This window comes from Arthrobacter sp. Cza30 (genome assembly GCF_059090765.1).
In genome coordinates, this window is sequence record NZ_JBNHGA010000003.1 from 504,573 (window position 1) to 525,927 (window position 21,355).

At 70.5% G+C, this 21,355-nt stretch carries 20 protein-coding genes; 5 read left to right on the top strand and 15 right to left on the bottom strand.

What is annotated here, in order from left to right:
• Positions 1 to 31: 31 nt before the first annotated feature.
• From AC5RVZ_RS11905 to AC5RVZ_RS11915, 3 genes are all read left to right on the top strand, one after another.
• Positions 32 to 1,564: a DUF4082 domain-containing protein gene (locus tag AC5RVZ_RS11905; RefSeq protein ID WP_494065964.1), complete on the top strand. Its 1,533-nt coding sequence runs from the start codon at positions 32 to 34 to the stop codon at positions 1,562 to 1,564.
• A 145-nt stretch (positions 1,565 to 1,709) separates the two neighbouring features.
• Positions 1,710 to 2,567, top strand: a complete 858-nt coding sequence (locus AC5RVZ_RS11910; protein ID WP_494065965.1) for a glycosyltransferase family 2 protein — start codon at positions 1,710 to 1,712, stop codon at positions 2,565 to 2,567.
• Positions 2,564 to 3,490: a glycosyltransferase family 2 protein gene (locus AC5RVZ_RS11915; protein WP_494065966.1), complete on the top strand. Its 927-nt coding sequence runs from the start codon at positions 2,564 to 2,566 to the stop codon at positions 3,488 to 3,490. Before AC5RVZ_RS11910 ends, AC5RVZ_RS11915 begins: the two co-directional genes overlap by 4 nt.
• A 3-nt stretch (positions 3,491 to 3,493) precedes the next feature.
• On the opposite strand, the gene AC5RVZ_RS11920 is transcribed toward AC5RVZ_RS11915, so the two are convergent.
• Together AC5RVZ_RS11920 and AC5RVZ_RS11925 are read right to left on the bottom strand one after the other, a co-directional pair.
• Entirely contained in the window at positions 3,494 to 4,825 is a 1,332-nt protein-coding gene (locus tag AC5RVZ_RS11920; RefSeq protein WP_494065967.1) for an O-antigen ligase family protein, read from the bottom strand.
• Positions 4,822 to 5,619, bottom strand: coding sequence for a YveK family protein (locus AC5RVZ_RS11925; protein WP_494065968.1), 798 nt, complete (start codon positions 5,617 to 5,619; stop codon positions 4,822 to 4,824). The genes AC5RVZ_RS11920 and AC5RVZ_RS11925 overlap by 4 nt, the downstream gene beginning before the upstream one ends.
• Before the next feature lie 131 nt (positions 5,620 to 5,750).
• Here AC5RVZ_RS11925 and AC5RVZ_RS11930 point away from each other — a divergent pair, with 131 nt between their 5' ends.
• Positions 5,751 to 6,431 carry a YveK family protein gene (locus AC5RVZ_RS11930; protein ID WP_494065969.1) on the top strand — a complete coding sequence of 227 codons (681 nt, stop codon included), beginning with the start codon at positions 5,751 to 5,753 and terminating at the stop codon, positions 6,429 to 6,431.
• A 42-nt stretch (positions 6,432 to 6,473) separates the two neighbouring features.
• On the top strand, positions 6,474 to 7,040 hold the full coding sequence (locus AC5RVZ_RS11935) for an acyltransferase (protein WP_494065970.1): 567 nt from the start codon (positions 6,474 to 6,476) through the stop codon (positions 7,038 to 7,040).
• 12 nt (positions 7,041 to 7,052) lie between these two features.
• Here the strand turns inward: AC5RVZ_RS11935 and AC5RVZ_RS11940 are convergent, their stop codons facing one another.
• Genes AC5RVZ_RS11940 through AC5RVZ_RS12000 form a run of 13 tightly spaced genes read right to left on the bottom strand, consistent with a single transcriptional unit; the run spans position 7,053 to position 21,282 of the window.
• Positions 7,053 to 7,307 (bottom strand): acyl carrier protein, encoded by a 255-nt coding sequence (locus tag AC5RVZ_RS11940; RefSeq protein ID WP_494065971.1) that lies wholly within the window; start codon positions 7,305 to 7,307, stop codon positions 7,053 to 7,055.
• 52 nt (positions 7,308 to 7,359) lie between these two features.
• Positions 7,360 to 8,583 carry a pyridoxal-dependent decarboxylase, exosortase A system-associated gene (locus AC5RVZ_RS11945; RefSeq protein ID WP_494065972.1) on the bottom strand — a complete coding sequence of 408 codons (1,224 nt, stop codon included), beginning with the start codon at positions 8,581 to 8,583 and terminating at the stop codon, positions 7,360 to 7,362.
• Positions 8,580 to 10,142 (bottom strand): acyl-CoA ligase (AMP-forming), exosortase A system-associated, encoded by a 1,563-nt coding sequence (locus tag AC5RVZ_RS11950; RefSeq protein WP_494065973.1) that lies wholly within the window; start codon positions 10,140 to 10,142, stop codon positions 8,580 to 8,582. Before AC5RVZ_RS11950 ends, AC5RVZ_RS11945 begins: the two co-directional genes overlap by 4 nt.
• A complete protein-coding gene (locus AC5RVZ_RS11955) occupies positions 10,139 to 11,482 on the bottom strand; it encodes a glycosyltransferase family 4 protein (protein WP_494065974.1) in 1,344 nt (447 codons plus the stop codon). The genes AC5RVZ_RS11950 and AC5RVZ_RS11955 overlap by 4 nt, the downstream gene beginning before the upstream one ends.
• Positions 11,479 to 12,708, bottom strand: a complete 1,230-nt coding sequence (locus tag AC5RVZ_RS11960) for a rhamnosyltransferase WsaF family glycosyltransferase (protein ID WP_494065975.1) — start codon at positions 12,706 to 12,708, stop codon at positions 11,479 to 11,481. Before AC5RVZ_RS11960 ends, AC5RVZ_RS11955 begins: the two co-directional genes overlap by 4 nt.
• Positions 12,705 to 13,841, bottom strand: coding sequence for a glycosyltransferase family 2 protein (locus AC5RVZ_RS11965; RefSeq protein WP_494065976.1), 1,137 nt, complete (start codon positions 13,839 to 13,841; stop codon positions 12,705 to 12,707). The genes AC5RVZ_RS11960 and AC5RVZ_RS11965 overlap by 4 nt, the downstream gene beginning before the upstream one ends.
• Positions 13,838 to 15,280, bottom strand: coding sequence for an oligosaccharide flippase family protein (locus AC5RVZ_RS11970; protein WP_494065977.1), 1,443 nt, complete (start codon positions 15,278 to 15,280; stop codon positions 13,838 to 13,840). Before AC5RVZ_RS11970 ends, AC5RVZ_RS11965 begins: the two co-directional genes overlap by 4 nt.
• A gap of 23 nt (positions 15,281 to 15,303) precedes the next feature.
• Complete coding sequence (locus AC5RVZ_RS11975) at positions 15,304 to 16,350, bottom strand: glycosyltransferase family 2 protein (protein ID WP_494065978.1); 1,047 nt, start codon at positions 16,348 to 16,350, stop codon at positions 15,304 to 15,306.
• 1 nt (position 16,351) lies between these two features.
• Complete coding sequence (locus AC5RVZ_RS11980; RefSeq protein ID WP_494065979.1) at positions 16,352 to 17,467, bottom strand: DegT/DnrJ/EryC1/StrS family aminotransferase; 1,116 nt, start codon at positions 17,465 to 17,467, stop codon at positions 16,352 to 16,354.
• Complete coding sequence (locus AC5RVZ_RS11985; protein ID WP_494065980.1) at positions 17,464 to 18,087, bottom strand: NeuD/PglB/VioB family sugar acetyltransferase; 624 nt, start codon at positions 18,085 to 18,087, stop codon at positions 17,464 to 17,466. The genes AC5RVZ_RS11980 and AC5RVZ_RS11985 overlap by 4 nt, the downstream gene beginning before the upstream one ends.
• Complete coding sequence (locus AC5RVZ_RS11990; protein ID WP_494065981.1) at positions 18,084 to 19,229, bottom strand: DegT/DnrJ/EryC1/StrS family aminotransferase; 1,146 nt, start codon at positions 19,227 to 19,229, stop codon at positions 18,084 to 18,086. Before AC5RVZ_RS11990 ends, AC5RVZ_RS11985 begins: the two co-directional genes overlap by 4 nt.
• On the bottom strand, positions 19,226 to 20,221 hold the full coding sequence (locus AC5RVZ_RS11995) for an NAD-dependent epimerase/dehydratase family protein (protein WP_494065982.1): 996 nt from the start codon (positions 20,219 to 20,221) through the stop codon (positions 19,226 to 19,228). The genes AC5RVZ_RS11990 and AC5RVZ_RS11995 overlap by 4 nt, the downstream gene beginning before the upstream one ends.
• Positions 20,218 to 21,282: a Gfo/Idh/MocA family protein gene (locus AC5RVZ_RS12000; protein WP_494065983.1), complete on the bottom strand. Its 1,065-nt coding sequence runs from the start codon at positions 21,280 to 21,282 to the stop codon at positions 20,218 to 20,220. Before AC5RVZ_RS12000 ends, AC5RVZ_RS11995 begins: the two co-directional genes overlap by 4 nt.
• Positions 21,283 to 21,355: the final 73 nt, after the last annotated feature.

The window sequence follows — 21,355 nt, forward strand, 5'->3', positions numbered from 1 at the left end:
CCGTCGCCGTCGGCGCAACACCAAACTCCGCATGGGGGTAGCCGCGGGCATCGCCGCCGCCCTCGCCATGACGGGGCTGGCCGTGGGCCCAGCCATCGCCGCCCCCGCCTCCTCGTCCTCGTCCATCGGCATCTTCGCCGACAACCTGCAGCCCCGTACTGCGGCCGACAGCGACCGCAACGCGGTCGAGCTCGGCATCCGTTTCAGCCCCGACAAGTCGGGCTCCGTGACGGGCATCCAGTACTACCAGGGTCCGCGGGCGCAGGGCGTCAACAAGGCCACACTGTGGTCGTCCGATGGGAAGGTCCTCGCGCAGGTCTCCTTCGCGTCGACGCAGACGGCCGGCTGGCGCACCATCCCCCTCACCAAGCCCGTCGCCCTTCGCGCCGGGTCGACGTACGTCGCCTCCTACAACGCGCCCAAGGGCCAGTACCCCGTCATCGAGAAGGACCTGACGTCCCCTCGCACGCAGAACGGGTTCACCCTGAAGGCGGGTGCCGGCGTCTACCGCTACGGCACGACCTCGAAGGTGCCGACGAGCACGTACCAGGGCTCGAACTACCTGGTCGACGTCGTGTACGCCCCGTCCACCACCTCCGGGGCCACCAACCCGACCCCGTCGGCGCCCGCGCCGGCTCCGTCCGCGCCCGCGCCGGCTCCGTCCGCGCCCGCGCCGGCTCCGTCCGCGCCCGCACCGGCTCCGTCTGCCCCCGCGCCGGCCCCGTCGGCGCCTGCGCCGACGACGCCCGCACCGGCGCCTGACAACGGTGAGAAGAGCGGTTTCCCGACCGCCTCCAACACGGGCCTCCCGGCCGGCTGGACGCCGGCACGCGAGGTGACCGGCACCTACCGCGTCAGCACGCCCGGCGCCGTCGTGGAGGATCTGAAGATCACCAACGGCACCATCCTGGTGACCGCCCCGAACGTGACGCTTCGTCGCATCCAGGGCATCAACGCCAACGTGACCAACTACTCCAGCGGCTCCTGCTTCAACGGACTCACCGTCGCGGACTCCAGCTTCACGCGCAGCGGCGCGACGAACTCGAGCGATGCGCCCGTGATCGCCCCCGGCGGCTACACCGTGGACAACGTGTTCATCGACGGCGCACCCGAGGGACTCCGTGTCGGCGGCAAGAGCAATGGCTGCGGCCCGGTCACGGCCATCGACTCCTTCGTCCGCATCGTCTCGCCCGACGTGTGCAACGACTGGCACGGCGACGGCGTGCAGGGATACGACGGCAACTCGGTGACCGTTCGCAACACGAGCATCGTCTTCCAGGAGGAGGGCTGCTACGGCACCGCGCCGTTCTTCTACCCCAGCGGTCAGGGCAACACCTCGGTCGACATCGACGGTCTGCTCGTCAGCGGCGGCGGCTTCCCCTTCCGCCTCGGCATGGCGGGAAGCGTCAAGAACCTCAAGATCGTCGAGAACAAGTGGGGCTACGGCCCGATGGAGGTGCGCTGCTCGGCCCTGTCGGCGTGGAGCGCCGACATCGTCCGCCTCGACAGCGCTGGTCAGCCGACCACCGTGCGTGCGCAGGCCTGCAACACCGAGCGAGGCTGAGTCTCGCGAATGTGGAAGTGGCCCGTCCGGAATCTCCGGACGGGCCACTTCCCGTATGCGGGCAGATGCGCTTCGCGAAGAACCCCCGCGGACGATAGCCTGCTTCTCGGTGCGTGACGCAGCACGCCGGGGAGGGGAACTGCGAATGGTGAGCGTCGTGATCGCCGCCCACAACGAAGAAGCCGTCATCGGCGCGTGCCTGGACGCCCTTCAAGCGCAGACGGACGTCCCGGCCGAGATCATCGTCTCGGCCAACGGCTGCGACGATCGCACCGTCGAGCGGGCGGAACGAGCTGGCGTCACCGTCCTCGACCGGCCCGAACCGGGGAAGGCCGGCGCGCTGAACGCCGCCGACGCGGTCGCCCGGTCGATGCCGCGGATCTATCTGGATGCCGACATCGTCGTTCCGCCGCATGGACTGGCGTCCCTGCTGCGCGAACTGCAGTCCCCCGGCATCCTCGCCGCGGTTCCCCGACGGCGGATCGCCCTCGCGGGGCGGCCGCTGATGGTGCGGGCGTATTTCGCGATCAACGAGCGTCTGCCGGTTTTCCGGAAGGGCCTGTTCGGGCGCGGCATGATCGCGCTGTCGGAGGCGGGGCGGGGGCGGTTCGACGAGTTCCCGAGCATGATCGCCGACGACCTCTTCCTCGACTCCCTGTTCACCGATGCGGAGCGGGCCGTGGCCGACGATGTCGAGATCGTGGTCGAGGCCCCCTACACCACCCGCGCGCTGCTGCGACGCCTCGTGCGCGTGCGCCGGGGCAACGCCGAGATGCGCGCGGCGCTGGGCGGCCAGGTGCGCACCAGCGACCGCTGGGCATGGCTTCGCGACGTCGTGGCCGCGCATCCGCACCTCGTCGCCGCTGCGGTTCCCTATCTCGCGCTCACCGTGCTCGCCGCGGTCCAGGCGCGGCGCGCCGCGCGCGAGGGGGGCGGCTGGGGCAAGGACGACAGCACCCGGGCCGTCGCCGCCCGAACTGACGAAGGACCAGGAGCATCGTGAACCGCCCCAGAGTCGCCATCTGTGTCGTCACCTTCAACAGCGCCGCCCTGATCGAAGACCTCGTCGCCTCCATCCCAGCGGGCGCGGACGGCACCGACTGGACCCTGGTGTTCGCCGACAACGCCTCATCGGACGGGACGGTCGCCGAGATCGCGCGGTGCGCCCCGGATGCCGTCGTCGTGGAGACCGGCGCCAACCTGGGCTACGCCGGCGGCTTGAACGCGGCCGTCCGCGCCGCCGGAGACCAGGACGCCTACCTGATCCTGAACGCCGACGTGCGGCTGCAGCCGGGCTGCCTGGCCACCCTCGCCGGAGCCCTCGGGGGCGGTGTCGGAATCGCCGTGCCTCGCCTGATCGGCGCCGACGGGCAGCTCGTGTGGTCGATGCGACGGGAGCCGAGTCTCGCCTCCGTCTGGGCCGACGCTCTCATCGGTGCCGAGCGTGCCGGCACGCTCGGGTCGCTGGGGGAGATCGTCGCCGACCCCGAGCTGTACGAGTCACCACGCGTCACCGACTGGGCGGAGGGGTCGACCCAGCTCATCAGCGCCGAGTGCTGGACGGTGTGCGGCCCGTGGGACGAGTCGTACTTCCTGTACTCGGAGGAGACGGAGTACGACCTGCGCGTGCGCGAACACGGCTTCACCGTGCTGTACGTGCCGTCCGCCGTCGCCCAGCATCTGAAGGGCGAGTCGGCCGTGTCACCGCGGCTGTGGTCGCTGCTGGTTTCGAACAAGGCCCGCCTCTACGCGCGTCGCCACGGTCCGGTGTCGTCCTTGCTCTTCCTGTCGGCGCTCATCGTGCGCGAGGCCAGTCGGGCCGTGCTCGGCAAGGCGACCAGTCGCGCAGCGCTTCGGGACCTGCTCCGCCCGGCTCGGTGGCGACAGGCCCGCGGCCCCGAATGGCTCGAAGGCGTCCGACTCTAGCCGTCAGCGCCAGAGCACGTCGGCCTCGCGGTCCTGCCGCGCGAGCGCGCCGATGAGCCCGAGTATCAGGAACAGCGTGCCCATCGTCATCGGGAACGCGAACGCGTCGAAGAAGAGCATGCTGACGAAGCCCGCGATCACACCTCCGGACAGCGCCGCTGCCAGTTCGCGCGTCGGGATCACCGCCGCACCGCCGGCGCGCCGGGAGAACCGACGCATCTCGGTGATCGCGACGACGGCGATCGCCACGAGCGCAAGCGTGCCGATGACTCCGACGCTGACCAGCTGCACCAGGTACTGGTTGTCGAAGATCCGGTACTTCGGAAGAAACGTGCCGAATCCTCGCCCGAACCAGGGGTGGTCGGCCAGGAACGCCCAGGCGAGCTCGAAGCTGTCGGTCCGCGATGTGATGCTCGGGTCGTCCTCGGGGTTGTCGAACAGCTCCACGACGACGCGCATGAGTCTCGGATACACGAGCGCGACGACGACGAGTCCGGCCAGTCCCAACCCCAGCAGCCAGCGGCGCAGGACGGGCGTCCACGCGAAGAAGCTGACCAGCACGCCCGCGAGGGCGCACAGGTAGGCCGAACGCGACCCCGAGATGCCAATGACCACGACGATGGCCGACACCGGCAGCCAGCGCACCCAGAGCCGGCTGCTGTGCCGCATCGCGACATACAGCGCGAGCGGCAGGATCATCGCGAGGATCGCGCCGTACTCGATGGGGTGCGTCGCCGTGCCGTTCGGGCGGACCAGACCGTTGCGGACGAACAGGTCGGAGCTGGCGGCCTCGGTCAGACCCGGGATCGCGATGCGATCGGTGAAGGGCACCTCGGCGACGAACTGGGCCAGGCCCAGGACGGCCAGCAGGCCACCCGCGAGCACGATGCGCCACAGTAGCTCCTCGGCGCGTGCGCGCGTGGGGATTCCATCAGAGGCGAGCAGGAACGTGCCGGCCCACGACAGCAGCGCGAGCATCGCCACGTCGGCCGGGCTCACCTCGTCGCTGTTGATGGGTCGCGACATCGCCAGGGCGTACGAGATCCCGCTGACGAGGATGAGCGCGCACAGCGCCCAGCGCATCGGATGGAAGAAGAGCGAGACGGCCGAGCGGCGGCGGACGATGAGGAACGTCACCCAGATCGCCAGACTCACCAGGCCGATGAGCATCGACGGCGCACCCGCGCTGCCGAGCGGTCCGACGACGAGGCGCGACGGAATGGCGAGCAGGGCGACCAGGTAGAGGGTCAGCCACGAGACGACGTCGAAGGACCGCTCACGCGGCTGTGGGCCGTCGCGCGTGACGGCGGCACCCTGGAATGCCGTCTGGCTCATACCACGCGGTCTTGTGCCGGAAGCGCCCCGGGGACCGCGCGGCGCGCGATGGCCGGCTGCGAACTGCCGACGAGCGACGACTTCCTGGCTCCCACGGGGCGCTGCTCGGATGCCGACGGCACGTCGAGCAGCTCTTCATCGGGCTCGGAATCTCCGTCACCGCCTCGTCGCTCCGATCTGTCCACCCCTCGACGAGAGCGACGGACCAGCAGCGCGTCCAGCACGAGCGCGAAGAGTGCGGTCAGGGCGATGCCGCCGCCGATCACGATCACAAGGAGCCGGATGAGCGTCTGGTAGTCGGCTTCTGCTTCGCTGTCGACAGCCAGCGTCATCGTGCGTACGGCGGCTGTCTCGGCGACACCGACCTCTGTCTGCAGCGCCGCCATCCGCTCGGGGACGGACGCCACGACGTAGTCCAGCGCGTCCAGCGCCTTCCGGTTGCTGACGTCGATCGCGGTGATGGAGACGACTCCGCCGCGCGTGGACTCGTCGATGCCGACCTCCACCTCCGCGGTGGGCGAGAGATCCTCGATCTCCTCCTTGAAGGAGGTGCTGGAATACGTCGCCACGAGGACGCGGGAGGTGAGATCGAGTCCACCCAGCTCCAGGAAGGGGTTGAACTGGGCCGCCGGATCCCCGCTGTTCGGCGGGAGCAGCAGCACCAGTCCTCGCGCGGTGTAGTCCGGGGGACTCACCTGTGGCACGTACCACGCGCCTCCCGCTGTCAGCGCGAGTCCGATGAACAGGATGTACCACCGGCGACCCAAGGCCCCCAGAACCTCACGCAGCCCCACGTCGACTCCCCCCTGTCGAATCGGCCATCGGAGAACGACCCGATCGCGCGGCGTTCTTGCAGTTGACGCGACTAGTCTTCACCTGGCGGTCATACCGTATCGCAAAGCGCCTGGAAGTCGGTGGGAAACAGATGACGCTCGCTCAGCTCGTGCAGCTGCTCCTGCGGCGCTGGCCGATCGTCCTGCTCGGGGTGGCGCTGACCCTGGGCGCAGCCGTCCTGGGCACCCGCGCGGAGCCGGTGTTCCATGCCCGCACCGAGATGGTGTTCCTCGCCCCGCCCAGCGCACGCTATCCGAACGAGCTCGTCACCCAGACGGAGGCTCTGATCGTGACGGCGGGCGCCGTCGTCAAGCGCGTCGAGGGCGCCCGCGAAGAGCTCAAGTACGGCAGCCCCGTCGCCAACCTGGTGGGCGCCGCCGACGTCGGCGAGACGACCTGGATCGGACTTCTGGACACCGGGACGCAGTGGGTCTCGAGCTTCGAGAACCAGATCGTGCTCATCGATGCGATCGGCGATTCGCCGTCGCAGGTGCAGGAGCGGATCTCCTCTGCCGCCGACGCGCTCCAGCGCGAGCTGCAGTCGCTCCAGCAAGAGCAGAACGTCCCCGCCGAGGACTACATCACCGCCCGCATGTCTCCGGAGTCCCCCGTCGTCGAAGAGGTCCGGGGAAGCCGTGTGCGGGCGATCGGGATGACCCTGGCGATCGGCGGCTTCCTCACCGTGGCCGCCGTGGTCGTACTCGAGGTGAGCGGGCAGAACCGGTCGGCTCGGCGCCACGACTCGCCGGCGGGCGCTGCACCGCAGCGGTGACGGGCGGTGCGCGACGCGCGCGGGCGCCCCTATGCTAGCGGCGTGGGGGAAGCACAGCGGATCGTTCGCAGACTGGGGTCGCTGCTGCAGCGCCATCTGTTCAACCTCTGGGTGAACGGGATCATCGCCTCCGGGGTCGTGCCCGATCACCTGCGGTGGGTGCTGCTGCGTCTTTCGGGCATCCGTGTCCGCCGCTCGATCATCGATGCCCGCGGCTTCATCGGCAGCAGGCGGATCGTCATCGGCCGCAACTGCTCGATCAACCGCGGCGTCTTCCTCGACGGGTCGGCACCCGTCGTCGTCGAGGACGGCGCATCGATCGGGATGAACGTGCTCGTCGTCACCGGGTCGCACGATCTCGGCGGACCCGATAAGCGCGCCGGCACGCTCACCCGCGAGCCGGTGCGCATCGGCCGGGGCGCGTGGGTCGGTGCGAACTCGATCGTGCTGCCGGGCGTCACGATCGGCCGCGGCGCCGTGGTCGGCGCGGGCTCCGTGGTGATGAAGGACGTCGCCCCCGACACGGTGGTCATGGGCAATCCCGCCCGCGTCGTCCGTCGCCTCGACGCCGAGGAGCCGGAGCTCACAGGCGCCGACGCGTCGTCCTGACCGGGGTCGCGATCAGGCCGCGAGCTTCTGGTCCACGAAGGAGGTCAGCGTCCCGACGGTCTCGAACAGCTCGGCGCCGAACTCGTCGTCGTCGATGGTGATGTCGAAGCGGTCCTCGAGCGCACCGACGAGTGTCACGACGCCGAAGGAGTCCAGCTCGGGAAGCGAGCCGAACAGGGCGGTGTCGGGCTGCAGGTCTTCGGGCGACTGCTGCAGCTCGAGAGCGTCGATCAGCACGGCGCGGACGGCGTCGAGCGTGGCGGTCATCGTGGGCTCCTCGTTCGGGTAGGGCAGGCTGCGGGCCTGCGGAATCGGTACATCATACGAGCACCTCGGCGGGTGCCGGGTGCCCGAGGAACGCGGTCGGGCTGGCGGTCAGACCGTACGCGCCGGCCTGGAAGATGACGATGAGGTCGTCGATCCGCGCGTCAGGCAGCCGCACGTCGTCGCCGAGCAGGTCCAGCGGCGTGCAGAGGCATCCGACCACCGTGACCGCCTCGTCTGCGGCGGTCTCGATGCGGTTGCCCACGACGAGCGGGTAGTTGCGGCGGATGGCCTGGCCGAAGTTGCCGGATGCCGCCAGCTGATGGTGCATGCCGCCGTCGACCACGAGGAACGTCTTGCCGCGCGAGACCTTGCGGTCGACGACCCGCGTGACGTACACGCCGCTCTCGCCGACGATGTACCGGCCGAGCTCCACGACCGGATCGGCCTCGGGGAAGCGCTCGGCGATGGGACCGTCCACGAGCTCCCGGAGGTTGGCCGCGACCGCGCCGAGGTCCAGCGGCCGGTCCTTCTCGGTGTACGGGATGCCGAAGCCGCCGCCGAGATTGAGGTACCGCATCGGCGTGGGCAGATGCTCCGCGAGGACCGTCACCAGATCGACGGTCTTGCGCTGCGCCTCGGCGATGATCTCGGCGTTGAGGTTCTGGGACCCGGCGAACACGTGGAACCCCAGCACGTCCACCGCCCCGGCGAATTCGCTCAGCAGCGCCGGGACCTGCTCGGAGTCGACGCCGAACTGCTGGGCGCCCCCGCCCATCCGCATCCCGGATCCCTTGACGGCGAAGTCGGGATTCACCCGGATGGCCACCGTCGGACGGATGCCCAGCTCCTCGCCCGCGGCGATGGCCCGCCGCAGCTCGGTGGCGGACTCGATCTCGACGATGATGCCGGCCGCCACGGCCTGGCGCACCTCCGCCACGGTCTTGCCAGGGCCGGCGAAGCTGACGCGTTCGGGACGGATGCCGGCATCGAGGGCGTGCTGCATCTCCCCCGCCGACGCGACGTCGATGCGGTCCACCCGGCTCGCCAGGTGGTGCACGACCGCCGGCATCGGGTTGGCCTTCATCGCGAAGCTCAGCTGCAGTCGCTCCGGCAGCGCAGCACGCAGCGTCGCGACGCGCTCGTCGAGCAGACCGCGGTCGTAGGCGAAGAACGGCGTCGACCCGACACGGGCGGCGAGACGGCTGAGCGGCATCCCGCCCACCCGCAGCTCTCCGTCGACGACTCCGAACGGCTCGGCGTGCTCGTGCGGCGTCATGCCGACACCTCCGATCTGATGAGAGGACGGTCGAACTTCCCGTTCGGCGAGCGCGGCAGGTCGTCGCGGATCACCACGCGGGAGGGGATCATGTACGCAGGCAGCAGCGGCCGCAGCGCCGCGACGAGCGACGCCTCGGTGAGCTGCCCGTCCGCGGGCGTCACGACCAGGACGATGCGCTGGCCGAGCGCGGGATCGTCGACCCCGACTGCGACGACATCGCGCACGAGCCCGCTGCTGTAGGCGGCCTCCTCGACCTCTGTCGGGCTGACGCGGTACCCCGACGTCTTGATCATGTCGTCGGCGCGACCGACGAAGGAGAGGAAGCCCTCCTCGTCGGCCACCACGGTGTCGCCGGACCACACGGCGAGTTCGGGTGCACGCCATTCCTGCCCGGGATGGTGGACCGGCCGGAAGCGCTGCGCGGTGCGCTCCGGGTCGTTCCAGTACCCCAGCGCCACGAGGGCGCCGCGATGGACGAGCTCGCCCGGCTCTCCCGGGTCGCACGGCGTGCCATCGGGACGGAGGACGAGGATCTCGGCGTTCGGGATCGCCTTGCCTATCGATCCGGGTCGGATGTCGACCTGCGAGGGATCCAGGTACGTCGATCTGAACGCCTCGGTGAGGCCGTACATCAGGAAGGGCGAGGCCTCGGTGAAGATGCCCCGCAGCCGGTCGAGGGTCGCTCGCGGCATCCGTCCGCCGGTGTTCGCCCAGTAGCGGATCCGTCGCGCGGCGTCGGTCGGCCAGTCGACGTCGGCGAGCTGGAGCCACAGCGGCGGCACCGCCGTGATGCCCGTGACGCCGTGGGCCGCGGCGAGCTTCGGCACGTCGCGCGGGAGGAGGTAGTTCATGAGCACGCAGTGGGCGCCGACCGCGAACGCGGTGGTCACCTGGCTGAGGCCGGCGTCGAAGCTCAGCGGCAGCACGCTCAGGATGACGTCGTCGGCGGTGTTGCCGAGGTACGTGCTCACGCTCTCGGCGCCGACGATGAGGTTGCGGTGGCTGAGCACGACACCCTTGGGCTTGCCGGTGCTTCCCGAGGTGTACAGGATCGCGGCCGGGTCGACGTCGATCACCGCGGACGGCCCGGGGTCGCCGTCGGCGGCGTGTCCGTCGTTCCAGCCGTGCACACCATGATCGCCGGATGCCTCCGGCACGGCGTCGCCGACGACGATGACGTGGGCGACCTGCGAACCGGCGAGGGCGGCCGCCAGCTGCCCGAGACGGTCGGCCGACGTGACGAGCACGCTCGCTGCGGAATCGGCGAGGATGTGACCCACCTGCAGGGGCTTGAGCACGTGGTTGATCGGCACGAAGACGGCGCCGGCGGCGGAGGCGGCGAAGATCGCCGCGACGGTCTCCAGACGCTTCTCGAGGTAGATCGCCACCCGGTCGCCGCGCTGCACTCCGAGGTCGCGCAGCTGCGCGGCGGCCGCGCGCGCGCAGCGCCAGACGTCGGCGTACGTGACGGTGGCGTCCCGGTAGGTCAGGGCGGAGGCATCCGGTCGCGCGGCTGCCTGCTGCGCCAGCAGGTCGTGGACGTTCGTGCGGATCACAGCGCCCTCCTCTCCCGCAGGTAGCGCTCGAACTCCGCGGTGTCGTCGAGGGGCACGTAGCGACGGCCCTGGGCGTCCGCGACGGCCGTGCCGTCGGCGGACGGCACGGCGGGACCCGGCTGCGCGAACCCGGTCAGCTCGTCGAAGACGCGCACGTAGGCCTCGGCCTGAGGGCGCCAGTCGAGCACCTCGGACACGCGCCTGCGGGCCTTCGCGCCCAGCGCGACGCGCCGCTCCGGGTCGTCGGCGAGCGCCTCGACGGCGTCGGCGAACGCCGCGATGTCGCCGGAGGGCACGTACACGACGCAATCCTCACCCGAAACGCGCGTCTCGACGAGGTCGAACGAGACGGCGGGGAGCCCGTACGACATGTACTCCATCGTCTTGTTCATCGTCGACAGGTCATTGAGCGGCGTCTTCAGGTCGGGGCTCAGTCCGATGTCGGCGGCGCTCAGGTGCTCGGCGATCGCGACCCGGTCGACGCGCCCCGTGAAGGTCACGCGGTCGTCGAGTCCCAGACGCGTCGACTGGGCTTTGAGGTCCTCGAGGCAGTCGCCGAAGCCGAGGAGCGTCGCGGTGACATCGGTGCGCCCGCGCTTGTGCACGAGCTCGTCCATCACCAGCAGCACCTGGTCGACGCCGTCCTGCGGACCCATGATGCCGAGGTAGGCGAGATTCACGACCCCCTCGGCGTGCGGGTGCGCAGGATAGATCGGGCGCATCTGCTGCGTGTCGGGACCGCTGCGCACGACGGTGACGTGACCCGGCCGCCGATCGCCGCGGCGCACGGCGACGGCCTTGTAGGACTCGTTCGTCGAGATGACCCGGTCGGCGGCGCGGAACGTGCGGCGTTCCAGCCACCGCAGACCCCAGTACTCGAGCTTCTTCAGCAAGCCGGTCGGCTGACCGAAGCGCGAGATGAACAGCTCGGGGTTGAGGTCGTGGTGGTCGAAGACGAACCGCACCCCGAACGGCCGCCACAGCAGCGCCAGCAGCCAGTACGTGTCGGGCGGGTTGCACGCCTGGATGACGTCGAACCGGCCGCGCCGTCGCGCCGCGAGCGTGAGCCATGCGGTGCGCACCCAGCTGTACGCGAACTCCCACGCGAAGCCGAGCAGGCCCTCCGCCTCGGGGGCCGGCTTGTACTTGTAGATGTCGACGCCGTCGATGTGCTGCCGCGCCGGGTCGCCCGGGCCCTTGGGACAGATCACGCTGACGCGGTAGCCGCGCGCGATGAGCGCCTGACATTCCAGCCACACGCGCCGGTCCAGCGGCACGGGGAGGTTCTGGACGATGATCAGGATGTGCGGCGGCGCGTCGTTCGCGTTGCGCTTGGTCATGCTCCGTAGACCTCTTCCTCGATCGTTGCGATCAGCGCGTCGTAGGTGGGTTCCCATGAGCGCTCCGACACGGATGCTGCCGCTCGGCGCGCGCGGGCTTCGATGTCGGGGGCGCTCACGGCCTCGCTGAGGGCCTGCGCGAGCGCTTCCCCGGTGGGCTCGGCCCAGCGGACCTCCGGGCTTGTGAGCACCGTGTGCGCGAGGGGCATGTCGTTGACCACGGGGATGTTCCCCGCGGCGAGCATCTCCTCGGCGACCAGGGTGATGTTCGTGAACGACATCGCCAGTCCCGCCACCGTGCGTCCGTACAGGTCGTTCAAGGCGGCGGCCGGGAGCCATCCGTGGAAGGTCACCGGCACGTCCAGCCCGCTGGGCTTCTCGCCGTAGACGTGGATCTCCTGGTCGGGGTGCTTCCGGTGGAACGCCCGCAGCGCGACGCACGCGAGCTCGTAGCCCCGTCGCTGGTCGGCGGGACGGGAGTAGAACACGATGCCCCGCCGCCGGTGCGGGCTGGCCGGCGGGTGGTACGCCGACGAGTCGCAGCCGAAGGGGATCACATCCGAGGCGCTCCCCGTCTCTTCGCGGATCATCTCGCCGAGCATCTCTCCGAGGGCGATGCGCCGCAGCGGCAGCCGGTAGGTCATCGCCGCGAACTCGTACTGGGCGCCGTGACCGTAGAAGTAGGGCTCGTAGTCCTGGATGAAGTAGGCCCGCCGCATCGGCGCCCGGCCGTACCGGACGAGCACGTGCGCCGTCTCCCACGCGGTGGCCACGGCGATGTCCACGTCGGCGATGCCACGGCGCGCGTCCCTGACCTCGGCGCGCACGCGGGGCCAGTGGGTGCGGATCCGCTCGGTGAGGCGATCGACGTCGAGGCCGTGGCGGTCGTAGACGAACAGCACCACGCGATGCGACTTCTTCTCGAGCGCCTCCACCATCCGGAAGATCGTCGTGTGTCCCCCCGAGCCGGGGGCCGGCGGAGTGATCACCCACCCGACGACCATGGGGCGATCCCGTGGCACGTGCGCGGTCGGCATGGCAAGGCTCGACGGCACGTCGGCGAGCACATCGTCGAGGGCGAGGTTGAACCGCAGGCTCGCGGCGCCGGTGCTCTCGTAGGCGCGGCGCGCGACCCGCTGCATCAGTCCCCGGATGCCGACAGCACGGGCACGCCGCACCGTCGAGAGCGCCGCCGCCACGCGTCGTCCCGCCGTGCCGCCGCTCATCGTGAACCTCCTCGAGGTGCCGTCGCGAGGGCCACGTAGACCCCGGTCCTGTGCCACCGTCCGCGGAGCATCGCCATTCCGAGCCGTCGCCGCGCCCGACCGAGGACGCCCCTCGCCCGAGTGAGAGCGCGCGCACGTCCCAGGCGCTCGATCGCTCGTCCCTGGCGGCGCCACCGCGCGCGCATGCGCACGGTGGGATCGCACTCGGCTGCGAAGTTCCGCAGCGCCTGATCGTGCGGCGTCACCGTTCCGCGGTCGAGGGCGCGCTGCACCTGATCCAGCGCCTCCTCGGCGAGCGCTCGCCGCGCCACCGCACGCAGCTCCGCCGCCCCCTCGACGTGCCCGTCGTCCTCGAACAAGGCGTCGAAGGCGCCCCTGACCTCGTGCAGGATGACGAGGGGGTCCTGCGCGGCCGTCGACAGGCTCCGCGCGTGCTCACGGTGCCATGCCTGGTCGGCGCCCCGGATGTATGCGACGTCCGCGTGGCACGCGATCCGCAGCCACATCTCCATGTCGTGCGTGTGGGCGAGGTCGCGCTGACCGCCGACGCGGTCCACGACCGCGCGTCGCATGACCGCCTCAGGAGAGGTGAGGAAGTTCGCGCCGATCGAGCACGAGGCGCGCACCCAGTCACGTCCCTGCCAGACGTACCAGCCGGTGACCTCGGAGCGCGCGTCCGGCAGCCGTTGTCCGGAGAAGTGCAGGGGATGACCGTAGACGAGCCCCACCTCCGGCAGCGCCTGCAGGACGGCGACGGCACGGGCGAGAGATCCCGGCGTGAGCAGGTCGTCCGCGTCCAGTCGCACGAGGTACTCCCCCTCGGCCATGGCCAGTCCGCGGTTGAAGGTGACCACCGGCCCCCGGTTCGTCTCGTTCTCGAGCACGGTGACGCGACCGTCGCGCTCGGCGAGCGCTCGCGCGACACGAGCGCTGTCATCGGTCGAGGCGTCGTCCACCACGATGACGGCGACATCCACGCCGTCCTGGCTGAGGGCGCTGTCCACGGCGGCAGGCAGGTATTCCGCGTAGTTGTAGCAGGGGACCACCACCGAGACGGTCGCGCGGGTGCGGCCGGGTACGGCAGCGACCCGCCGAGTTGGGAGCGTGCGCCGTCGCGCGTGGACGCCGGTCATGCGGCATCCTCCTTCCCCGCTCGTCGCACGCCGCGCACACGCGCGAGCAGCCAGCGGCCGCCGACGAGCAGGTACACCCCCACGGATGCCACACCCCCGAGCAGCAGCGCCGGGAGCGCGTCGTCCACGAACACCTGCACGACCACCGCTGCCCCGGCCGCGAGCACGGCGCCGACGGTCGGCACGGTGCAGGCGGCGAAGAGCCCGCCGAGGTTCAGCTCACTCCGGCGCAGCACCGCCAGGTAGAGCGGCAGGATGACCGCCGCGGCGACCACGACATGCACCCACCCGGCCCCGACGATGCCGAGATATGCGGTGGCGGGGATCATCGCGCCGACGAGGACGACCAGCCAGGCGATCTGGATCCACAGGACCGGTCGCGACTGGCCGCGGGCGTACAGGTACCCGCCGAAGAGGTCGAACACCACCCGCAGGCTCCCGTAGAGGCCGAGCGCCGCGAGCACCGGCGCAGCCGGCAGCCACCTGGCGCCGTAGACGACCTCGATGATCGGCCCGCTCAGCACGGCCAGCACCAGCCCCGCGGGAAGCGCCACCGCCCACGCGATCGAAGAGACGACCACGAGCGCCCGGGAATCGTCGCGCGCTCGCGAGAAGTACGGAAGCGCGATGGATCGCACCACCTGCGACAGCGCGCTCATCGGCCAGCTGGAGATGTTGAAGGCGAGCACGTAGTAGCCGAGAGCCGCCGCACCGGCGATCCGCGCCAGGACGATGTTGTCGACGTTCAGCAGCGCCCATGACAGGAGGTTCGCCGCGGCGATGGGCAGACCGAAGGCGAGCACCGGACGTACGACCGAACGGTCGACGCGGTAGCGGGGGATCTCACGCGCCAGCACGAACTGGAGCGTCGATGACGCCACCTGCGCCGCGACGCGACCGATCGCGAGCCCCATGACGCCGAACCCCAGGAAGACCAGGGTCAGCGTCACGGTGGTCGAGACCACGAAGTCGGCCACGCCGACCAGGAAGAGGTCGCGCTGGCGGAACTGGCGTACGAGCATCGCGAAAGGCACGACGGATCCGCCCGCCAGCAGCAGCGTCAGCGCGAGCACCGCGATCGCGGGCCCGGCCTCGGCGCTGCCCAGCAGCTCGGCGAGCAGCGAGCTGGAGAGCATGGTCACGACGGTGAGGAACGCGCCGCTGACCAGTCCCAGACAGGCGACCGTCGGAGCGATCCGTCGCGGGTCGTCGGAGCGGATCAGGTCGGCGGAAAGTCCCAGATCGGCGACCGTCATGAGGATGCCCTGCACCGTGAGCGCCACGGCGAAGATGCCGAACTGCTCCGGGGTGAGCAGGCGGGCGAGCACGATGCCGACGACGAGGCCGCCCAGGCGCAGCACGATCGTGCTCAGGCTGCTCCAGGCCGCCCCGCGAACCGCCCTTCCCTTCAGGGAATCTGCGCCGTCCTGGTCTGTCATGGATGTCGGATTCTGCGTGCGCATCACATGCCGAAGTAGCTCGTACGACGCCACCGCAGGCGCCAGCGGACATCTTCGACGGCGCGCACCATGCGCGTGCGGGAGTCCCGGCCGGACCCCGCCCACCCGGACCACGCATGCGTGGGGGTGCGGGGGGCGCGCGGCGAGGTCTCGGCTGCGAACGACCGGAAGGCCGCCAGCGTCTCGGGCGGCGCGCCCTCCGCGGCGAGCAGCGCACCGCGCAGGAGCGCCTCGCGCGCCACCGCGTCGTCTGCGATGCGCTGCAGCCGCGCTGCGCCGGCCAGCGCGGCACCGGAGCCGGCGAAGAACCTGCGGTAGACGTCGCGGACCTGCGTCATGTCGTCGAGGACCCCGCCGAAGTCGGTCGAATGCATGTTGGCCCCGTGGTTGCGGTAGAAGGCCTGGTGCGGCCCCCCGACGAAGCCGATGTCCGAGCGCGCTGCCGCTTCCAGCCACATGAACATGTCGGCCGCGTGCGGGAAGTCGGGGTCGTAGCCTCCGATGTCGTCGTAGACGGATCGGCGCATGACCACCTCGGGATTGGCGATCGCGTTGCGGCCCCGCCGCGCGAGGCGGCCGATCCACTCCCGTCCGCTCCACACCTGCCACCAGGAGCGCACGGGTGGGAACTCCGGCAGGTCGCCGTCGAACCATGCCACGCGGCCGTACGTCAGCCCCACATCAGGGTTCGCCTCCATCAGAGCGACCGATCGGAGCAGCGAGCGCGGGCTCAGTGCGTCGTCGGCTGAGAGGAGCACCACGTAGTCCCCGGTGGCGCGCGACAGCCCGTCGTTGTACGTGCGGATATGACGCATGTTCTGCTCGTGCTCGACGAGGGTGATGCGATCGTCGCTCGCGGCGATGCGGCGCGCCACCTGGAGACTGCCGTCCGAGGAGGTGTCGTCGACGATGATGACCTCGAGGTCGACGCCGGGCTGCGACAGGACCGACCCGACCGAGGTCGGCAGGTACTGCCCGTAGTTGTAGTGCGGGATCACCACCGAGACGAGGGGTCGCCGCTTCGGAGCGACGGGACGCTGGACCTGCATGTCACGCCTCCCGGATCGCCACGGCGAGCGCGTCGGCCACGCGCTGCTGCTGGTCGGCTGTCAGGTGGGGGAACATCGGCAGCGACAGGATCTGCTCGGCCGCCTTCTCCGCCACCGGGAACGCGCCGGCGCGCAGGCCCAAGCCCGCGTAGGCCTGCGTCAGGTGCACGGGGGTCGGGTAGTGGATCGCCGTGGCGATGCCCCGCTCCGCGAGAGTCGCCGCGATCCGGGCCCGGTCGTGGACACGGACGACATACAGGTGCCACACGTCCGTGTTGCCTGGCCGCGCCTTCGGCCGGCGGACGCCCTCGATGTCGGCCAGCAGCTCGTCGTACCGTGCGGCGGCCGCGCGGCGGAGCTCGTTCCACCGCTCCAGCCGACGCAGCTTCGCCCGCAGCACCGGCGCCTGCACCGCGTCCAGTCTCGCGTTCATCCCGATGCGGTCGTGGACGTACTTGATGGTGCTCCCGTGCGCGGCCACGTTGCGCACATAGGCCGCGACGTCGGCGTCGTCGGTCATGACGGCTCCCGCGTCACCGGCGGCGCCGAGGTTCTTCCCCGGGTAGAAGCTGGTCGCGGCGACCCGGCCCATCGCGCCGGCGCGCCCGACCGAGGACGACGCCCCCTGCGACTGCGCGGCGTCCTCGACGACCGTCAGCCCGTGCCGCTGGGCGATCGGCAGCAGGCGGTCGACCGGCGCCGTCTGGCCGAAGAGATGGACCGGTGCGATCACCCGGGTGCGATCGGTGATCGCCGCCTCGACGGCATCCGGATCGATGAGCAGATGCTCCTCGTCGACGTCGACGAACACGGGGCGAGCGCCGATGCGGGATACCGCTTCCGCCGTCGCGATGAAGGTGTTGGCCGGGACGATGACCTCGTCACCGGCTTCCACGCCGACCGCGCGGAACGCGAGCTCGAGGGCGTCGGTCCCGTTGGAGACGCCGACGACGTGCTCGACGCCGATGTACTCGGCGAACTCCCGCTCGAAAGCGGAGATCTCAGGGCCCCCGATGAACCCTGCGCCGACGAGCTGCTCCTGCCACACCGGCAGGACCTCGTCGATGATCTCCGCCGACTGTGCGGCCAGATCCAGAAACGGCACCTTCTCGCTCACGCGACTCCCCCCAATCGGCGTGCCGGCACGCCCGCCCACGTTTCCTGCGGCGGCACATCGCGCAGCACGACCGCTCCCATCCCGACCGTAGCGTGTGCGCCGATCGAGACCCCCTGGCGCACCGACGCGTTCATTCCTATATATGCGGCTTCGCCGACGAGCACGCTGCCGCCGAGAGCGACCCCGGCCGCGAGCGTCGCTCCGTCCTCGAGGACGTCGTCGTGTGTGATCGTCGAGTTCGGCATCACGACGACATGCCGGCCGAGGCGCGCATCGGCGGTCACCACGACGCTGTCGAGCAGGATGCTGCCCGCACCGACGGTGCTGGTCGAGCCCACGCGCGCCGACTGCGCGACGAAGATCGCGTATCGGTCTTCGGCCACGCCCAGCTGCGACAGGCGTTCGATGACACGACGCCGTGACGCGCTCGGTCCGACGCACACCAGCAGCTGCTCCGATCGCGCGGCCGCGTCGCTCGTCGCGCCCACCACCGGGATGCCTGCCACGTCCGTGCCGTGCAGCGTCGTGTCGTCATCGAGGACGCCGACGATGCCGGTCATTCCCGCTGCGATCACCTCTCGGGCCAGCCCGCTCGCCCCCACGAGCAGTACACCGGTCACGCCACCGCACCCCCGGGAGTGCGCAGCACCGCGATCACGCGATCCTGATCCTGTTCGCTCAGCGAGTGGAAGACCGGCAGGATCAGCGTGCGGTCGTTGAGCAGCTCCGTCACGGGCAGACCGCTCTCGGGGGTGAGGTCCCGGTAGGGCTGCTGCCGGTGCGCTGCCATGATGCCCCGTCGCGCCGAGATGTCGGCGTTCGCGAGCGCCATGAGAAGGCCGTCCCGATCCGTCGGGTACCCCTCGCCGACCTCCACCCAGAAGGACTGGAAGTTGCTGGCCCCGAACTCGGGGTCGACGACGGCTCGAAGGCCCGGGATGTCGGCGATCGCCTCCTGATACCGAGCGGCGATCGCGCGCCGGCGCTGCACGATCTCGGGCAGGCGCCCCAGCTGCACCAGACCGACCGCCGCCTGGAGGTCCGTCATGCGGTAGTTAAACCCGACCTCGGTGTACTCCTCCGCCGGCGGCAGCACCGAAGCGTGCCGGTCGGCCGCCGACACGCTCATCGCGTGCTCACGCAGGCGCCGTGCGCGGTCGGCCCAATCCGGATTCGACGTGGTGATCATCCCGCCCTCGCCGGTGGTGAGGAGTTTCCGCGGGTGGAACGACCAGGCGGCGATCTCGGCCGCCGCCCCGACGGGCCGGCCCTTGTACATCGAGCCGGCGCCGCACGCGGCATCCTCGATCACGACGATGTTCAGCTGGTCGGTGAAGGAGCGGATGTCGTCGATGTCGACCGGCACCCCGCCCTGGTCGACGGCGATGACCGCGCGGGTCTGCGGGGTGAGCGCGTCGGCGATGGTGTGACCGGTCACGTTGCCGGTGACCGGGTCCACGTCCGCGAAGATCGGGTTCGCACCGACGTACCGGACCGCATTGGTCGTCGCGATGAACGAGAACGACGGCACGACGACGTCGTCGCCGGGGCCGATTCCCGCAACGATGAGCGCGAGGTGCAGCGCCGTCGTGCAGCTGCTCGTGGCGACGGCGTACCGGGCCTGCATGGCCTCCGCGAACTCCTGCTCGAACCGGGCCACTCGCGGTCCTTGGGCGACCCAGCCGCTCGCGATCGCCTCGGCGACCGCATCGGCTTCCTCCTGTCCGAGCCAGGGCACCATGACATTGATGCGCTCGCTCATGATGCGACCACCGTGCGGCCTGCTGCGATCTCGTCGCGGAGGGGCCGCCACCACTCGACGAGCTGGCGCAGTCCGTCCTCCAGGCCGATGGTCGCTTCGAACCCCAGATCGCGCCGCGCGGCTGTCGTGTCCGCGAGGCGCCGGACGACGCCGTTCACGGCCCGCTCGGGCCCGTGCTCGACACCGAGGTCCGAGCCCATGACGCGCAGCAGCGCCTCGGCGAGCTCCAGCAGGCTCGTCTCGGTGCCGCTGGCGATGTTGTACGTGCCCTCGACGACGTCGCTCTTCGCGGCCAGCACATTGGCGCGGGCGATGTCGGGAACGCAGACGAAGTCCATGGTCTGCCGGCCGTCGCCGAAGATGAGCGGCGGGCGCCCGTCGGCGATCCGCTCCATCCAGCGCACCAGCACCTCGGTGTACAGACCGTGGACGTCCATGCGCGGCCCGTACACGTTGAAGTAGCGCAGCAGCACGTAGTCCAGGCCCTGCATCGCCCGGAAGCTGCGGATCAAGCCCTCGTTGAACGTCTTCGCCGCCCCGTAGAGGGTGTCGTTGTTCTCGTGGTGGTGGCGCTCGGTGGTGGGGAACTCCTCCGCCATGCCGTAGACGGAGGCGCTGGAGGCGGCGATGAGCTTCTTCACGCGGTGCCTGGCGGCCGACTCGACGACGTTGAAGGTGCCGTCCACGAGCACCTCGAGGGCCAGACGCGGCTCCTCGGCGCACTGGGTGATGCGGATCGCCGCCTGATGGAACACGACGTCCTTGCCTGCGGTGAGGTCGTTCACGAGTCCGGCGTCGCGGATGTCGCCGTCGATCAGGTCGACTCGGCCCGTCGCCAGAGCGTCGTCGAGGTTCGCGCGGCGTCCGCGGACGAGGTTGTCGAGCACGTCCACGTGAGCCACGCCGGCCTCGAGCAGCTGGTCGACGAGAGTGGATCCGATCGTGCCGGCGCCGCCGGTCACCAGCACATCCGTGCCTTCGAGGGTCGTCATGCCGCCACTTCCTCCTTGCTGTCAGCAACCGCGACCGGCGCGGGCGCGCCGTGCGAAGCCTGGCTGGCTGCTGCGGCTTCGAGAACCGACAGCACGCGCAGTCCCGATTCGCCGCTCGTGCGCGCCGGCCGTCCCTCGCGGATCGCCGCCGCGAACTCGGCCGCGACGTTCGCCAGCGCCTCCTTCTCGGGGAGCGCAGGCGCCCACGTGTCGCCGAGTCGGTATGAGATGTTCGCGGCCCGGGCGTCGGCGGTCTCCTTCGACTGGAGGGCCAGGTCGACGCCCCGGTCGTACACGCTGACGCGCTGCTGGGGGTTCAGATCGTCCCACACGAGCGTGCGCTTGGTGCCGCCGATCACCATCTGACGGATCTTCGTGGGGCTGAGCCAGTTGACGTGCACGTGGGCGATGCCACCGTTCGCGAGCGGGAGAGTGAGGTAGCCGATGCACGACTTGCCGGTGCCGAGCGGGTCGGCGCCTTGCGCGGCGACCGAATCGACATCGAGCCCGCCGGGCAGCACGAAGTCGAGGATCGACAGGTCGTGCGGCGCGAGATCCCAGAAGACGTCGACATCCGGCTGGATGAGGCCGAGGTTGATCCGCACGCTGTCGACGAAGAGGACGTCGCCGAGGAAGCCCTCCGCGATGAGCTCGCGGATCTTCAGCACCGCCGGGGTGTAGCAGAACGTGTGATCGGTCATCAGCACGAGACCACGCCGGCGCGCGCGATCGACCATCTCGATGCCCCGCTCGCGGTCGTCGGCGAGCGGCTTCTCCACGATCACGTGCTTGCCTGCGTCGAGCGCGGCGAGGGCGATCGGATGGTGCGTGCGTGCCGGCGTCGCGATGGCGATGGCGTCGACGGTGGGGTCTGCCAGCACGTCGTCGAGCCGGGCGGTGATGGTGACACCGCCGACCGAGTCGGCGACCCGCTGCGCACGCCCGAGATCGAGGTCGCAGATGTAGGCCAGCTCCCAGTCCATGCTCGCACGGAAGTTGCGTGCGAGGTTGGGACCCCAATACCCGGCCCCCACAACGGCGACCTTCAGTCTCTCTGTCACGATTACCTCATTCGATCAGCGCCAGATCGAGGCCGCCGTCAGTGATGCTACTGACGCGGGCGTACGTCTGCTA

Bases quoted from the DNA above. Each gene is read 5' to 3' on its own strand.
- AC5RVZ_RS11960 (WP_494065975.1), bottom strand. From the start codon at position 12,708: ATGAGCGGCGGCACGGCGGGACGACGCGTGGCGGCGGCGCTCTCGACG.
- AC5RVZ_RS11970 (WP_494065977.1), bottom strand. From the start codon at position 15,280: ATGACAGACCAGGACGGCGCAGATTCCCTGAAGGGAAGGGCGGTTCGC.
- AC5RVZ_RS11945 (WP_494065972.1), bottom strand. From the start codon at position 8,583: ATGACGCCGCACGAGCACGCCGAGCCGTTCGGAGTCGTCGACGGAGAG.
- AC5RVZ_RS11905 (WP_494065964.1), top strand. From the start codon at position 32: ATGGGGGTAGCCGCGGGCATCGCCGCCGCCCTCGCCATGACGGGGCTG.
- AC5RVZ_RS11965 (WP_494065976.1), bottom strand. From the start codon at position 13,841: ATGACCGGCGTCCACGCGCGACGGCGCACGCTCCCAACTCGGCGGGTC.
- AC5RVZ_RS11975 (WP_494065978.1), bottom strand. From the start codon at position 16,350: ATGCAGGTCCAGCGTCCCGTCGCTCCGAAGCGGCGACCCCTCGTCTCG.
- AC5RVZ_RS11940 (WP_494065971.1), bottom strand. From the start codon at position 7,307: ATGACCGCCACGCTCGACGCCGTCCGCGCCGTGCTGATCGACGCTCTC.
- AC5RVZ_RS11995 (WP_494065982.1), bottom strand. From the start codon at position 20,221: ATGACGACCCTCGAAGGCACGGATGTGCTGGTGACCGGCGGCGCCGGC.
- AC5RVZ_RS11910 (WP_494065965.1), top strand. From the start codon at position 1,710: ATGGTGAGCGTCGTGATCGCCGCCCACAACGAAGAAGCCGTCATCGGC.
- AC5RVZ_RS11955 (WP_494065974.1), bottom strand. From the start codon at position 11,482: ATGACCAAGCGCAACGCGAACGACGCGCCGCCGCACATCCTGATCATC.
- AC5RVZ_RS11920 (WP_494065967.1), bottom strand. From the start codon at position 4,825: ATGAGCCAGACGGCATTCCAGGGTGCCGCCGTCACGCGCGACGGCCCA.
- AC5RVZ_RS11930 (WP_494065969.1), top strand. From the start codon at position 5,751: ATGACGCTCGCTCAGCTCGTGCAGCTGCTCCTGCGGCGCTGGCCGATC.
- AC5RVZ_RS11990 (WP_494065981.1), bottom strand. From the start codon at position 19,229: ATGAGCGAGCGCATCAATGTCATGGTGCCCTGGCTCGGACAGGAGGAA.